Raw genomic sequence first — 14,747 nt, 5'->3', positions numbered from 1 at the left:
GTTATCCACGTTACATGTTCACCGTAAGTGTGACGCAGTCATCAATGCTTCCTGGTGTTTTCCAGGTTGTTTCGGTGGCTGTTCATTGATCTTTCAGAGGAGATTCACATGGGTTCACTGGCATCGATCATGAATTTGGCTATCAAGGGTCTCGGCTCGGTTGGAGCCGGCGATCAGCTTTTCGCCACCTTCCTCGGCTCGGTAGAGACCAACACAGGCAGCTTCAAGATCGCCTGATCTTGCTGACCTGATTCTGGTCCAGCGCCACAATTCTTGATCTCGTCTGACTCAGACGACACAAACTAGGAGTACATATGGGATCCGTCGATATCCTCGGGACAGTCATCGAAGGCGTCAACAAGGCCGGTACCGCAATGTTCGACATGCTGACCAAGCTCAGCGGTGGAACCCCCGACGCCAAGTAAGCCTCAGAGAAACAGAGGGCCCACGCACTATCTGTGCGTGGGCCCTTTGTGATGTCCACGTTTCGGGCCTATGTCCACATTCTGTGTCTTATGATCGCCACGTCCCTCGGTCGCCGGTCCGGCGGGTCCACATCGTCTGCTCTATAAGGAATCCCTTATGCGTGTAACCCGAATTGCCCTAGCCTGCGCCGTTTCGCTGGCGTCGGCGTTATCTCTGCCGGTGATGGCAACAGCCGACGTGGTGGAACCGCCGGCAAAAACGGTGTCCGCCGATGCATCTCCTCGAATCGCTGAGGTCACCCGGATTTCGGATCGTGAGGTTCTTCTCGACGTCGACAGCCCGGCGATGCAGCGAACGATGCAGGTGAAGGTGCTTTTGCCGGCGGACCCCTCGGAACCCCGCGGCACGTTGTATCTGCTCGACGGAAACTCCGGTCAGATCGAGGACAGCAACTGGCTTGATCCGAATAACGGAAATGCTCGGGAGTTTTTCGCGGACAAGAACGTCTTTGTGGTTCTTCCGATCGGTGGAACCGGAACCATGTACACGGACTGGCAGGAAGATCACCCGAAGTTCGGCCGGCTCAAGTGGGAAACCTTCTTGACCAAGGAATTGCCGCCGTTGATCGACGCGAAGTTCAATACCAATGGACGCAACGCAATCGGCGGTATCTCGATGGGTGCCGAGGCAGCTCTCATGCTTGCTCAGCGCGCTCCCGGTCTCTATAGCGCCGTGGCCGGTTACAGCGGGTGCTATACGACGGTCGGCGGTTTCGGCAAGGCTTTGACCGACCTCGTGGTGATCAATGGGATGGCCACGTCGGAGCAGATGTGGGGACCGGTCGACAGCCCGGCGTGGCGTGAACACGACATCTTCGCCAACGCCGACAAGTTGCGTGGGACGAAGGTGTATTTGTCTTCCGGTACCGGTCTTCCCGGGCCGCACGAGACGCTCGAGACCCCTGCGCTCGCTCGAGTAGTCGTCGTCGGCGGTGCCATGGAATTCGGTTCGACACTGTGCACCGACCAAATTTCGCAGGTACTGCGTGACAACGGCGTCGACGTCACCCGAAGCGCGCAACCGGTCGGCATACATGGATGGCCGTACTGGCGTGACGAGCTGGTCCGTTCATGGCCACTGCTCGAGTCGGCTTTGGCAGGCTGAGACCCCGGCGGATCGTCCGATGATTTTCGGCCGCCCGGGCGGTCTATCCCTACGAACACAAACGTAAGGAGTAGCCATGCCCACAATTACGCCGTGCCTGTGGTTCGACACCCAGGCGGAAGAGGCGGCAGAGTTCTACATCTCCGTTTTCGGGAAGGGAAAGATCCTCGGAATCGAGAGATACGGGGAGGGCTCGCCGTCCGGTCTCCCGGCAGGATCCGTGATGACGGTGAGTTTCGAGCTGGACGGGCAGCGGTTCACCGGATTGAACGGTGGACCGATGTTCACCTTCTCGGAGGCCGTCTCGTTCGAGATTCCGTGTGTTGACCAGGCGGAAGTCGACCACTACTGGTTCGCTCTGAGCGAGGGCGGTGAGGAAGGCCCGTGCGGTTGGCTCAAGGACAAATTCGGTTTGTCGTGGCAAGTTGTTCCGAACCGGCTGTTGGAACTGATGCACGATCCCGACCGCGAAAAAGCTCAACGAGCGGTCGACGCGATGATGAAAATGAAGAAGATAGATGTTGCTGAACTCGAGCGAGCGGCCGCTGCCGGCGCCCCCTGATCTTCTCGGATGTCGTGGTCCCGCCGCTGTGAGTGTCGACGCAAAGGGTGGCGGGCACCACTGCAGCGTCGGTACACTGGGCTGAGTGAACTTTCAGCTAACGGGCGCACAGTCGGTGTTTGCCCGGGCTGCCGGATCAGCAGTGGCTACTTACGAGTGGGCTGCGGAAACAGGTGTCGTCCGCGTATGAGTGTTTCAACCGTGCCGAATGTTGCTGCTGTAGGTCTCGATCTTCCTTCTCCGCGCTTTCCGCGTCTGCATGCGTATATCGACATTGCCGTGGTCATTGCTGTGCTGGTGGGAACCAACCTGATCGCGCACTTCACGACGGTGTGGGCGAGTATCGCGACGGTGCCGATCTCGGCTCTTGTGCTCCTGGCGATGAGCAAGCGTCGAGGGTTGGGCTGGGCCGAGTTGGGGCTCTCGCGCAAGCACCTCAGAAGCGGGTCGAAGTACGCGCTCATTGCAGTCGGCTTGGTGCTGACCGTAGTTGCAGTGGGTGCTTTGCTTCCGTTGACCAGGCCTTTCTTTATGGCAGATCGGTATGCGACAGTCTCCGGTGCCATCATCGCGTCGATGATCGTGATTCCGCTCCAGACTGTGATCCCCGAAGAACTCGCTTTCCGTGGCGTTCTCCACGGGACATTGAATCGAGTGAGTGGATTCCGCGGTGTCGCGGCGGCAGGCTCCTTGACGTTCGGTCTGTGGCATATCGCGTCGTCGATGGGGTTGACCAGTGGTAACGCCGGATTGTCGGGCTTTCTGGGGAATGGTGTGGCGGGTCAGATTGCCGGCATTCTGGGCGCCGTTCTGGCGACCGCGGCAGCGGGACTGGTATTCACCTGGTTGCGTCATCGCAGCGGCAGTTTGATTGCACCGATCGCGTTGCACTGGGCACTGAATGGTGCGGGCGCTCTGGCCGCAGCTTTTGTGTGGCACGCAACCATGAACTGATCGAGACAAATCCACCAAGCGCTCGCGGTGCGACTGTGATTTGCTGAATGAGTGACACAGTTGCATCGGGGCCATGTCTTTCATATTTCCGGTAGCCCGACCGTCGACAAGGCGGCCGACGCACTCGTCTCCGTTCCGGACGGGGTACTGGCGTTCGACAACAATGGCGTCGTTGTCTTCTGTGGTGATTACGAGAATTTGCCCGCGCAGTTCCGGCACGGTGAAATGCACGATCACCGGCCGGGGTTCCTGCTCCCCGGATTCGTCGACACTCACATTCATTTTCCGCAGGTATACGCCGGAGACGCGTACGGCGGCGGGCAGTTACTCGAGTGGCTCGACCTCTGTGTTTTCCCGTCCGAATCGCGTTTTGCCGATCCGGAATTTGCCGCTCATGCGGCCGCATCCTTTTGTGAGCGACGGATAGCCACCGGTACCACCGCGGCGATGGTTTTCGGCTCGGCATTTCCTCACGCGCAGGACTCCTTGTTCGCAGAAACTTTGCGACGCGGCCTTCGCGTAGTCAGTGGCCGCGGTATCCAGACGGTGGGGCCGGATTCGGCCGCAGCACTCATCACGTCGGAGGAAGACGCGATCAGCCTGACCCGCACCGAGATCGAACGTTGGCACGGCGCAGACACGGGTGACATCGACACTGCACTCCTGCACGTGGCCGTCGTACCGCGATTTTCCTTGGCGGTCACGACGGAGACCCTGAAGAACCTGGGGGAGTTGTACGACGAGGTTCGGGAACGTGGCGTCTATTTCCACAGTCATCTCAACGAGAACAACAGGCCGGGAACCGGTGAGGTAGCGACCACCCTCGCGCAGTACCGGGTGAACACCTACCTCGACACGTACGACGGCAAGTTCCTGCCGGGCTCACAGCGCGGCGGAAAGTCGTTCCTCGGACCGCGCGCAATTCTGGCGCATTCTGTTCACTGCCAGGACGCCGAGCTGGCCCGAATGGCGGAGACCGGGACGTCGATCGCGCATTGCCCGACGTCGCAGCAGTTTCTCGGCTCGGGCACGATGCCGTGGAAGCGAACCGTCGAAGCCGGCGTCAATATCGCGATAGGTTCTGACTTCGGCGGCGGTGACGAGTGCCTGATCTCGCAGGTTCTCGGCGACGCCTTCAAAGTGCACATTTCCGAGGTCGGTGACGCCGGAATCTCGATGCATCCGGCGGAGTTGCTGTTCACCGGAACGCTAGCCGGGGCTCGCGCGCTGGACATGGAGAGCCGTTTCGGCAATTTCGACGTCGGTAAGGAAGCAGATTTTCTGGTTGTCGATCCGAGTCGCTGGGCACCGCTCGAAGACTTGATCAACCACGGAACTCGCTCGCCGGATCCGGTCCTGGCGCGTGATCAGACCTTGTTCGGCCTGCTGATGGCGATGCGCGAGCCGGCGATCTCCCAGGTCTACGTCCAGGGTCGCAGGATCTCGGACTGACGTGTCGGGTTCCGCGACTGTCGTCACGGCGTATCACCGCCTCGCGAGCGGCAGCGGCGATACGTTCCAGGAGTGGATTACCCGCACTGTCGACGCGGCCAAGGTCGAGGAAGGCTACGTCGGCAGCTCGGTCAGTGACGGTTCCGGACCTGCGGATTGCGGAGTCTCCCATACCTTTACCGGGATCGAGAATCTACATCGGTGGCTTGATTCACCGGAGTATGCACAGGTCGCGGAAGACGGCGCGGCGCGCGGAGTGCTGGCAAAGAGTTCGGATCTTGTTCTGGTGGAAGGAATTCCGCCGCCGCCTGGCATTGGGGTGTATGACCATACGGTTGTCGCCGGGAGGCAAACCGAATTTCTTCGGACTCAGCACCTCTTGATCAACGCGAGTTCCCACTTCTCCGGATACGAGGGCGCGTTGCTGCTGCGGTCGATTCAGGACGCGACTCGGTGGAAATCGGTTCTGCGTTTCCGAACGGAACAGCAACTTGCCGTGTGGATGAGGTCGCCGCAGCGGGCCGAGGTGTTGCCGGAACTACGGGCGGAGTTGGCCGAGGATTTCACCGAGACTGTGCGGTCGACACCGTTCGGCACGATCTTCCGTACCGAGAACGGGCACACTCGCGTGACACCGAACTGGAAGACCGCGATGATCGTTCTTCTGGTTCTCTACCCGACCGTCATGACGTTGTCGCGGTTTCTCGGCCCGGTGCTTGACGACTTCGGCGCACCACCCTGGTTGTCGATGTGGTTGAGTCAGATCGTCAGCGTCGGTGCGATGACGTGGTTCCTGATGCCGGCGGCCACACGATGGTTCGGTCGGTGGTTGGACCCGATCGACGGCGCGAAACGTCGCACCAACATCCGGGGCACCGTTGTTGTTCTGGGTGTCTACGCGGCGACGCTCGCGCTGTTCGCTTCCGTCCGATGGCTGCAGTTCTGGGATTACTTCGACTGAATGCGTCCGCGCCGGAAGTAGGCGATGGGTCCGACGAAGTTGATGGCGATGATCGCAGCCCATTTGGTTTTGCTGCCGTTCACCGACGCTCGATCGCGTCGAGCGAGATCCGCCCAGGCCGAGACGGCGAGGATCGATTGGACGGAGAACATTGCGATGATGACGCGTCGTTGGCGGGATGAAAGCTCACTCCAGGACTTCTTTTTACGGTTCATGACTTCACTTTGCCGCTCACCTTGGCCGGTGGTTGTCGTAACGCGAATCGAAACCATGTGAAATGAGTGTGAATAGCGTCACGGCCGTACCGGTCTGGTTGGTTCCGAGTGGGGTTCTGTGGCCTGGACTGGAGCGTAAAGAACTCGTGAATGCGTGTCGTGGCTGACTGATTGCGCGCAATTCACGGATGTCGACGCCTTCCGTGATCGGTGGCCCGCACGGGCAGGCAAGTTACGTGGTCAGAAAGTAAATTAAGTAAGGCTTGCCAATCTTCCGATGCACCTAATTTGATTGCTGGAAATTCGCCATTGTTGGGAACCGTGTTCGAGTATCGTAAAGAAATGGGCATATTGTCGCAGTTTGGTTACATTGACGGGTTGCTACCTGTGCATATTACGTAGTTCTGGCGAGAGGGAAATGTAACGTACCGGACACATTTGGTGTCGCAGAAGTAACGGAAGGGCTCTACTGTTATCCCCAGCAGCCAGACAGTGGCTCGCCATCACGGACAGTTCATCACTGACAGGAGCAATAACAATGCCTAGTTCTTCGGATATCTCGGACTTCCTCGGTGCCTTCTCTGCTCTGTTCAGCTTCCTCGACTTCATCAGCGGAAGCGTCGAAGGCGTAATGCCCCAGTAGGTCCAGAAGACTTACAGAAAATCCGAAGCAGTGCCCCCGAGTCTCGGACTCGGGGCACTGCTTTGTGTCGGCCAAGGCGGTGGGCCGAGCGGTGCCGCGAAATTTGGGGCTGATGTTAAGCAAGTGTCAGACGGGGCGGTGGGACTGTGATGGAATCGAGTCGAAAAGGTTATTTCGACATTTCGCCCAGATAGGGCGAGCCATGCCGCTGATCGGAGCACTGTGCACATTTCACGAAGGAATCTGTTCAAGTACGCGGCCGCGGGGTCTGCTGCCGTTGGCCTGGCCGCGCTGAGTGGAACCACGTCGGTAGCAAACGCCGGCTCGCTGGGCACGCTTCTCGACTACTCGGCCGGAGTCCCGTCCGCTCACGCGATCCGCGCGGGAGGCTATGCGGGTGCGATCCGCTATGTATCCGACCGTCGTTCGGATGCGAACTGGATGATCGGCAAGCCTGTCCGAGCGGATGAAGTCAATGCGTTGACTGCGGCGGGACTGCAGGTTGTGTCCTGCTACCAGTTAGGAAAGGGCGCTACGGCGGACTGGCGGGAGAAGTACGACGGCGGCCGACGCCATGCCGCGCGTGGGCTCCAGCTGCATCGGGAAGCCGGTGGGCCCGAGGGCGTGCCGATCTACGCGTCCATCGACGACAATCCGAGTCCGTGGGAGACGGCCAACCTGGTGCGGCCGTACCTCGAAGGCTGGGCGTCGGTCATCGGCAATCAGAATCTCGGAATCTACGGCAATACAAAAGTTATCGACGCCATGATCGGCGCCGGCATCGGAACCTGGTTCTGGCAACACAATTGGGGATCGACGGGGGTGCACCCCCGAGCGCATCTACATCAGTTCGAGATCGACAAGCGGCAAGTCGACGGCGTGGGCGTTGATCTGAATGCGATCCTCGCCGTCAACTACGGGCAGTGGTCGATGGCAGGGTCGCCCATTCCCGGAGTGTCGTTCGGATCCGTCCTACCCGCCCTACCTCCGCTACCTCCTCTGCCTCTCGGCTCTATCGGGCTATAGCGCCGAATTTCGCCAACCAGACGCGGGCATCCTCGGGAGGTTGCCCGCGGCTTCGGCGGCCAGGCACCAGGCTTTGGTCATCGAAAGAAAGTTCATCGGGTTGTAAGCGTCTTCTTCACGGGACCACAAGCCGTCGCCCGCGTAGTGCAGGATCGTGATGTTTGCAGCGCCGTGCGTTGAACCGTCGCCCGGATCTTCCATCGGATTATCGATTTCGGCGATGATCCATCCGCGCTCTTCGTCGATCACGTGCCAGTTGGCGGGAAACTCGGTCATGCGCTTTCCCGGAAACTCGGTCATCGTGCGCGTGACCCACTTGCGTACGGCTTCACGGCCGTTGAGGGTTCCGTAGGCATGTTCGACGTAGACGACGTCTTCGGTGAACATGTCGGCAAACGCATTCCAATCACCACTGCGGGTGCATTCGACGACGGTGTTCTGGAACCCCGCGAATGCGCGATCAAGTTCTGAGCGTGTCCAAGCCATGTGTGACTCCTTGGTGGGTCGTTCAAGGGGCAGGCGATCGAATCAAATTAGAACATGTTCTTATTGGTTTGCGTCGGCGATTCGCCCGACTCCGACTGTGCGGTACCGTCGTTGCCGGGTCGGGAACCCCTTACACAGAAGGAATCTATTCATGGATCTGGTCATCAACTTCATTTACACCATGCTGTCCGCGATGCAGACCGGCAGCATCGAAGGTTCCTCGTCGAGCTAGCGCCACCGCGAGGCTGATTCCCTTATGCGGCTTTCCGTTTGGGAATCAGCCACGCGAACAACATGGTGGCGCCCGCGGCGATGATGGAGATCAGGAACGTAGCTTTGAACATGTCGAGTGTCGGGAAAACGCGGTCGTGGACAACAATCGTGGCGCCGGCCAATACAACGCTCACGACAGCGGCGGAACTCGACGTTCCGATCGATCGCATCAGTGAGTTCAACCCGTTGGCAGCAGCTGATTCGGTGATCGGAACCGCTCCCATGATCAGGGCGGGCATGGACGAAAATGTCAGCCCGACGCCGGCACCGATGATCATTCCGGCCAGTACGATCTGCCAGACCGTCGACGTCGCGAAATATGCGACGGCATAACCGAGTCCGACGATGAAGCCCCCCACCGTCAAGGTGATCCGGGGCCCTTTCCACATCGAGAGTCGAGCCGAGACCGGTGAGAGCGCCATCATGACAAGGCCACCCGGTGCGAGCGCCAACCCGGCGGCGACCATGGAAAGACCCATTCCATAGCCAGTTTCCTTGGGAGCCATCAGAAGTTGCGGGAATGACAACGAGTTTCCGTACATCGCAAACCCGACCGATATCGATGCAAGGTTTGTAAACAGGATCTGTTTTCGGGCGGCGATGCGCAGGTTGACCAGTGGCGCATCCAGTCGCAATTCCCAGAGTCCCCAGATAACAAAAATTACTACCGACGCCGCGAGCAGTCCTAGTGTCTTCGGATCACTCCATCCCCAGGTTCCGCCCTTGGTGATGGGGAGAAGTAATGCAATCAGGCCGGCCGCCAGTCCCAGTGCACCGATGAAGTCGAAGCGGCCCGGACGGCGCACCGTGGACTCCGGAATCACGAAGTACACGGACAATATGCAAATGATTCCGAGTATTGCGGATACGACGAACAGGTAGTGCCAATCGGCGCTCTGGGCAATGATTGCGGCGACAGGCAGGCCGATCGCGCCACCGACGCCCAATGTGGCACTCATGACGGCCATGGCGCCGCCCACCTTCTTGGGTGGCAGAACGTCGCGCAGGATGGCAATGCCCAGCGGGATTGCGCCCACGGATGCGCCCTGGAGTACTCGGCCGATCACCAGCACGATGAGGGAGGGCGCCAAAGCGCAGATGACGGAACCGATGACAACCAAGCCGAGGCTGGCCAGGATCATTCGTTTCTTGCCGAACATGTCGCCGAGGCGACCACTGATGGGCGTGATCACGGCGGCGGCGAGGAGCGTCGCGGTGATTGCCCACGAGGTGTCAGATGGGGAGGCATCGAGCAAGGTCGGTAGTTGCGGAATGATCGGGACGACCAACGTTTGCATCAATGCAACGACGATCCCGCAGAGTCCCAGGACGGTCAGGATCAGTCGCGGTTTCACGGTTGGGGCCGGGTCGGCGTGAGTGCCCGCATTCAGTGGATCTGCGTGGACGGACATGTAACTCCCGATGAAATTGCGCGGTGCCTGGCTGTGCGGCAGAAACCGCTCTAGGTGTGCACGCTACACATTATGTGTATCCTGCACAATATGACCGCCGTGCAAGAACCGACGCCTGATCGAAACAGTGAATTGGTCGATATCGAGTACGAACTGACTTTGCTGTCGCGATATCACGCACTGGCTCAACGCGCGGAGCTTCATCTGGACCGTTCCGCTTACCTCTTGCTCGGGCGTCTCGAACTGGACCATCCCAAGAGCCTCAAGGAATTGTCTTGCGCATTCTCCTTGGATATCTCGACCATCAATCGACAGATCGGTGCACTGCGACGCCAAGGGCTGGTTGAGCGCGTCGAAGATCCCGAAGGCGGTCTGGCTCGAAAAGTTCAGCCGACAGCTGCAGGTTTGTCGAAACTCCGTGCGGACCGCGAGCATTCGATTGTCGGCGTCGAAAGGGTGCTGGGGGATTGGTCGCCGGACTCGCGACGCGCGCTCAGCGAGCTTCTGCGGAAATTGAATCAATCGGTCGAAAAACTCGAGGGCCGGGAGTGGCCGCGGCCGAATCCGGCGGATCAGGTCTGAGCGCCCGACAAACTCGAATCAGGTTCGGGCGCAATGACAACGAGCTTCGGATGATCCTCCGGAGATGAATGGTTTCCGCGCCACGACATCAGTGACCACCGCGAAAGTCCGGACAACGCCGAGCCCAAGCTGGCGAATGATCCGGAACTGAGGAATGACGCGGTCGAGCCGATACTTCCGACGGACAGAACCGAGAAGGCACTTCCGATCGAGAGGATCGAGTACGCGCTACCGATCGAGAGAATCGATCCTTCGGAGCGGATCGACAAAATTGATCTACTTCGTGAATGTCCCATGCTGTTCAAATGTGAATGTCCCATTCCTTGGTCTATCACGGCACGGAAGCACACAAAAGAGGCCCGCCGAAATTCGGCGGGCCTCTTCTTGCGTTGCGTGTGTCAGATCAAGCGACCGCGAACATGCCTACGGTCGGCAGGAAACTGCAGGTGATGCGCTCTGCGCCCTCGGGCTGTGTGGTCAGCGAACCGCTGATCACGGACAGTACGCGTCCCGGGCCGGTGTCGGCGATTACCGACAACGTGGCGGGGCCGTCCGGGTTGATACGGGCAGCGTTGGTGAGGTTCTGGGTAGCGCCGCGCTGGTTGTCGATGTTGATCCAGGTGACCGTCATCGGTACCGGCTGGTCGTCGGTAGCCGGAGCGGTTCCGAGGGCCGTGAAGACAAATCCGGCCTGACCGGCGGCAGGTCCCGGAGGCGGCAGGTGTGCCGGGCCGGGAACAGCGAGGGCGGTGCCGACGGAATCGGCGGTCGCGCCGATGCAGCCTTTACCCAATGTCGGGTAGAGGAACTGGGCGATGACGGGTGCGTTCTCGTTCGGGATTTCCGGTCCGCCGCCGCCGCTGCCGTCGAGGAAGGTGATGACCTTCTCGAGGGTGGCCTTGAGTTCAGGCGGAAGTCCTGCGGAATTGAGAATCGCACGGGCCTGGTCGAGCAGTGCGGCCTGCGGGTTGCCGGCGACCTGCATGTTGCCTGCGGCATCCACGGGACCAGCTGCTGCGCCGATGATGGCGGGGGCAAATGATGCCAGGAACTCGATCGGCACACTTCCTGGTGCCGGCGGTGCGGCCGGATCGGCCATCGCCTGTGCCGGCAATGCCAGTCCTGCTACTGCGGCAATTGCGACGGCGGTGAACGCCTTACGCATACCTCGGGTTCGAAGCACTGTTTCCCCATCCATTGGTCATACTGCGCAGATGCCGGGGCACCCACGTTTGACGGCTCGAGGGGTCACTCTATGTACAGAGCCCCCGGGTTGTACAGCTGTTCAGTTTCTGATCAGCTACGGATCCCGCAGGAGTCTATTACATGACTGGCCCCGATATGATTTCTCGGCGACCATACCTGTGGCAGAAGTGATCTATGTGAATGTTGATGCAACCGTTATGTCGGCTTATTCAGTTTCGGGGCTTACAGGCTCACGAAATTCTGAATGAGAGCATCAATTTTCCGAGCAAACCTTACGTCGAGTTCGGTGATACCCCCGGCCGAATGGGTCGACAGTGTGTAGGTGACTTTTCGCCAGCGGACGTCGATATCGGGGTGATGATCGGCGGCCTCGGCGGCGGCGGCGACCTCTTGCAGGAGCGCGATTGCGTCCGGGAAGGTCGAGGATTCGACGGTGCGCGAGATGGCATCTCCGGTGCGGTGCCATTCGGGTAGGTCGTCGAGGGCTGCGAGAATTTCGGAATCGGACATCACGGTGGCCATACTCCATCATGGTGTCATGAGCGACGAGCCTGCAAGGGAGTACGTAGTGGTGGCCGGCGCGATCTTCCGCGACGGCCGACTGCTGCTGGCGCAGCGCGTCCGGCCACCGGAGTTGGCCGGCAAATGGGAACTGCCGGGTGGGAAGGTCGAGGAGTTCGAGTCGCCGCAGGAAGCGCTGGAGCGAGAATTAGCGGAAGAACTGGGCGTCGAGGTTCGGTGTGGATCCCGGATCGGCGTCGATGTTGCACTCGGCCAGGGGCGAGTGTTGCGGGCGTATCGCGTCGACATGCCGGAAGGCGAGCCCGAGGCACTTGATCACGCGCAACTCGCGTGGGTCGACGCGGACAGCTTGGAAACGTTTGATCTGGTAGCGAATGACGAGGCCTGGGTCCCGGATCTGCTCGCCGAATTGCGATCGCTCAGGCAGCCCGAGCCTTCTTGAGGCCCGCTTTGAGTTCCTTCTTGGATGCTCCGGCGCTTTCGAGCTTCTTCATGCGCATGATGACGACGGGGCATTTGATGCACCGGGTCTTCTTGCGGCAGCACTTCTTTTTAGGCTTGAGCTGTGAGACTTTGCTTGCCTTGACTTTACCCATGTGGCGCTGCGGCTTTCCTGTGTCGAGATGGCGGAGAAACCGCACTTCAAACAAGGTTAGCGTACCCTTAAGTGCGAGGTTTGACCAGGCGTAACCCTGGATGAATTCAGGGTGTTGTAAATCACTATCTGCAGGTCGGGGCCGTGATAGACACCGCACTATGCGCGAGTCTGTGCTCAGAGCGAGTAGGATTTACTAGGCCGCGGTGCCTTCTCAAGGCGATTCGTGCACCTACTCGGATCACACATTCGTACAGCGGCCACCAGAGAGAGCCGTGCGTGCGAGTTTCGCGTGGCCGAATCTACTCAGCCGAATTACTCAGCCAGGAGAGCCATCGCGTGACCACCACCAGCTTCCGTAACGTTGCCATCGTCGCACACGTCGACCACGGCAAGACCACCCTCGTTGACGCCATGCTTCGTCAGTCCGGCGCCTTCGAGGAGCGCGCCGAGCTGGTCGATCGCGTCATGGACTCAGGAGACCTCGAGCGCGAGAAGGGAATTACGATTCTCGCGAAGAACACCTCCGTACACAAGCGCAACGAGGACGGCTCGATCACCGTCATCAACGTGATCGACACCCCCGGCCACGCCGACTTCGGTGGAGAGGTCGAGCGCGGCCTGTCCATGGTCGACGGCGTTGTCCTGCTCGTCGACGCTTCCGAGGGCCCGCTTCCTCAGACCCGCTTCGTGCTCCGCAAGGCACTTGCTGCCTCGCTGCCCGTCATCCTGGTCGTCAACAAGACTGACCGTCCCGACGCGCGTATCGAAGAGGTTGTCGCCGAGGCTCAGGATCTGCTCCTCGACCTCGCGTCCGACCTCTCGGACGAAGCGGCTGAAGCCGCTGAGCTCGCACTCGGACTCCCCGTCCTTTACGCCTCCGGCCGTGAAGGCAAGGCTTCGACCGTGCAGCCCGCGAACGGCCATGCGCCTGACGCCGAAGACCTCGAAGCACTTTTCCAGGTTCTGATGGAGTACGTCCCGGCTCCCAAGGGCAAGGCCGACGCGCCTCTGCAGGCTCACGTCACCAACCTTGACGCCTCCGCATTCCTCGGTCGCCTCGCACTGGTTCGTATCCACAACGGCGAACTGCGCAAGGGCCAGACCGTGTCCTGGTGCCGCGAGGTCGACGGCGAGCCCGTCATCACCAAGACCAAGATCACCGAACTTCTCACCACGATCGGTGTCGAGCGCGTTCCCTCCGAGCTCGCTGTTGCCGGCGACATCTGCGCTGTTGCAGGCTTCCCGGACATCATGATCGGCGACACCCTCGCTGATCTCGACAACCCGGTGCCGCTTCCCCGCATCACCGTCGATCAGCCGGCCATCTCGGTCACGATCGGCACCAACACGTCGCCGCTCGTCGGCCGCGTCAAGGGTCACAAGCTGACCTCGCGCATGGTCAAGGCTCGCCTCGACCAGGAGCTCGTCGGTAACGTCTCGCTCAAGGTCCTCGACATCGGTCGCCCCGATGCGTGGGAGGTCCAGGGTCGTGGAGAGCTCGCTCTCGCCATCCTCGTCGAGCAGATGCGTCGCGAAGGCTTCGAACTGACCGTCGGCAAGCCGCAGGTGGTCACGCAGACCGTCGACGGCAAGATCCACGAGCCTTTCGAAGAGCTGACCATCGACAGCCCCGAGGAATACCTCGGCGCCATCACGCAGCTCCTCGCAAACCGCAAGGGCAAGATGGTCCAGATGGCGAACCACGGCGCAGGCTGGGTTCGTATGGAGTTCATCGTTCCTTCGCGTGGCCTCATCGGCTTCCGTACGGAATTCCTCACGGACACCCGCGGAACCGGTATCGCCAACGCTGTTTTCCACGGTTACGCACCGTGGGCCGGCGAGATCCGTGCGCGCCACACCGGCTCGCTCGTTTCGGACCGCTCCGGCACGGTTACCCCGTTCGCCATGATCCAGTTGGCTGACCGCGGAACCTTCTTCGTCGACCCCGGCGCCGACACCTACGAGGGCATGGTCGTGGGCATCAACCCGCGTCAGGAAGACCTCGACATCAACGTCACCCGAGAGAAGAAGCTGACCAATATGCGTCAGTCCTCCGCAGACGTGATGGAGACCCTCGCAAAGCCGATCAAGCTCGAACTCGAAGCAGCCATGGAATTCTGCTCCGGCGACGAGTGCGTCGAGGTCACCCCGGAGGACGTCCGCGTCCGCAAGGTGCACCTCAACGCAACCGAGCGCGCTCGTGAGCGCTCGCGCAGCAAGTCCCGCGACAAGGCTTCTCTCTAGTCTTTCGCTGGTAACAACCTG

General features: G+C 60.3%; 16 protein-coding genes and 1 pseudogene. 10 read left to right on the top strand and 7 right to left on the bottom strand.

Going from position 1 to position 14,747, the window contains the following annotated elements:
• The first annotated feature begins 108 nt into the window (after positions 1-108).
• The 6 genes from BDB13_RS33145 (at position 109) to BDB13_RS25750 (ending at position 5,519) form a co-directional block, all read left to right on the top strand.
• Positions 109-237 (top strand): hypothetical protein, encoded by a 129-nt coding sequence (locus BDB13_RS33145; protein ID WP_254922954.1) that lies wholly within the window; start codon positions 109-111, stop codon positions 235-237.
• 345 nt (positions 238-582) lie between these two features.
• Positions 583-1,590, top strand: coding sequence for an alpha/beta hydrolase (locus BDB13_RS25770; RefSeq protein ID WP_094274293.1), 1,008 nt, complete (start codon positions 583-585; stop codon positions 1,588-1,590).
• 76 nt (positions 1,591-1,666) lie between these two features.
• Positions 1,667-2,152, top strand: coding sequence for a VOC family protein (locus BDB13_RS25765; RefSeq protein ID WP_094274292.1), 486 nt, complete (start codon positions 1,667-1,669; stop codon positions 2,150-2,152).
• Between the two features lie 186 nt (positions 2,153-2,338).
• A complete protein-coding gene (locus BDB13_RS25760) occupies positions 2,339-3,106 on the top strand; it encodes a CPBP family intramembrane glutamic endopeptidase (protein WP_243620453.1) in 768 nt (255 codons plus the stop codon).
• Positions 3,107-3,157: 51 nt separating this feature from the next.
• On the top strand, positions 3,158-4,558 hold the full coding sequence (locus BDB13_RS25755) for an amidohydrolase family protein (protein ID WP_094274291.1): 1,401 nt from the start codon (positions 3,158-3,160) through the stop codon (positions 4,556-4,558).
• 1 nt (position 4,559) lies between these two features.
• Entirely contained in the window at positions 4,560-5,519 is a 960-nt protein-coding gene (locus tag BDB13_RS25750) for an antibiotic biosynthesis monooxygenase (protein WP_094274290.1), read from the top strand.
• Here the strand turns inward: BDB13_RS25750 and BDB13_RS25745 are convergent.
• The gene (locus BDB13_RS25745) at positions 5,507-5,734 is read right to left on the bottom strand and encodes a PLD nuclease N-terminal domain-containing protein (protein ID WP_094275205.1); all 228 of its coding nucleotides are present in this window, start codon (positions 5,732-5,734) and stop codon (positions 5,507-5,509) included. The genes BDB13_RS25750 and BDB13_RS25745 overlap by 13 nt on opposite strands.
• Positions 5,735-6,599: 865 nt before the next feature.
• On the opposite strand from BDB13_RS25745, the gene BDB13_RS25740 reads away from it, so the two are divergent.
• Positions 6,600-7,403: a DUF1906 domain-containing protein gene (locus BDB13_RS25740; protein WP_094274289.1), complete on the top strand. Its 804-nt coding sequence runs from the start codon at positions 6,600-6,602 to the stop codon at positions 7,401-7,403.
• Here the strand turns inward: BDB13_RS25740 and BDB13_RS25735 are convergent.
• A pseudogene (locus tag BDB13_RS25735) lies at positions 7,390-7,889 on the bottom strand (nuclear transport factor 2 family protein). The gene BDB13_RS25740 and the pseudogene BDB13_RS25735 overlap by 14 nt on opposite strands.
• 254 nt (positions 7,890-8,143) lie before the next feature.
• Positions 8,144-9,574: an MFS transporter gene (locus tag BDB13_RS25730; protein ID WP_094274288.1), complete on the bottom strand. Its 1,431-nt coding sequence runs from the start codon at positions 9,572-9,574 to the stop codon at positions 8,144-8,146.
• Between the two features lie 90 nt (positions 9,575-9,664).
• Here BDB13_RS25730 and BDB13_RS25725 point away from each other — a divergent pair, with 90 nt between their 5' ends.
• Positions 9,665-10,156: a MarR family winged helix-turn-helix transcriptional regulator gene (locus tag BDB13_RS25725; RefSeq protein ID WP_094275204.1), complete on the top strand. Its 492-nt coding sequence runs from the start codon at positions 9,665-9,667 to the stop codon at positions 10,154-10,156.
• Here BDB13_RS25725 and BDB13_RS25720 read toward each other — a convergent pair.
• The 3 genes from BDB13_RS25720 to BDB13_RS25710 all read right to left on the bottom strand — a co-directional run bounded on the left by BDB13_RS25720 (position 10,147) and on the right by BDB13_RS25710 (position 11,884).
• Positions 10,147-10,452, bottom strand: a complete 306-nt coding sequence (locus BDB13_RS25720) for a hypothetical protein (protein ID WP_441347216.1) — start codon at positions 10,450-10,452, stop codon at positions 10,147-10,149. The two genes, BDB13_RS25725 and BDB13_RS25720, sit on opposite strands and share 10 nt — an antisense overlap.
• 107 nt (positions 10,453-10,559) lie before the next feature.
• Positions 10,560-11,321: an Rv1157c family protein gene (locus BDB13_RS25715; protein ID WP_094274286.1), complete on the bottom strand. Its 762-nt coding sequence runs from the start codon at positions 11,319-11,321 to the stop codon at positions 10,560-10,562.
• A gap of 263 nt (positions 11,322-11,584) precedes the next feature.
• Complete coding sequence (locus BDB13_RS25710; RefSeq protein WP_094274285.1) at positions 11,585-11,884, bottom strand: 4a-hydroxytetrahydrobiopterin dehydratase; 300 nt, start codon at positions 11,882-11,884, stop codon at positions 11,585-11,587.
• A 16-nt stretch (positions 11,885-11,900) separates the two neighbouring features.
• Here BDB13_RS25710 and BDB13_RS25705 point away from each other — a divergent pair, with 16 nt between their 5' ends.
• On the top strand, positions 11,901-12,326 hold the full coding sequence (locus tag BDB13_RS25705; RefSeq protein ID WP_094275202.1) for an NUDIX domain-containing protein: 426 nt from the start codon (positions 11,901-11,903) through the stop codon (positions 12,324-12,326).
• Here BDB13_RS25705 and BDB13_RS25700 read toward each other — a convergent pair.
• On the bottom strand, positions 12,304-12,525 hold the full coding sequence (locus BDB13_RS25700) for a hypothetical protein (RefSeq protein ID WP_141210693.1): 222 nt from the start codon (positions 12,523-12,525) through the stop codon (positions 12,304-12,306). The two genes, BDB13_RS25705 and BDB13_RS25700, sit on opposite strands and share 23 nt — an antisense overlap.
• A 293-nt stretch (positions 12,526-12,818) precedes the next feature.
• On the opposite strand from BDB13_RS25700, the gene typA reads away from it, so the two are divergent.
• Positions 12,819-14,726 (top strand): translational GTPase TypA, encoded by a 1,908-nt coding sequence (gene typA / locus BDB13_RS25695; RefSeq protein WP_094274284.1) that lies wholly within the window; start codon positions 12,819-12,821, stop codon positions 14,724-14,726.
• Positions 14,727-14,747: the final 21 nt, after the last annotated feature.

Source organism: Rhodococcus sp. OK302 (assembly GCF_002245895.1).
Taxonomy (GTDB): domain Bacteria; phylum Actinomycetota; class Actinomycetes; order Mycobacteriales; family Mycobacteriaceae; genus Rhodococcus_F.
The sequence above is the reverse complement of the archived record's forward strand: the minus strand, read 5'-3'. Positions and strand labels throughout refer to the sequence as shown.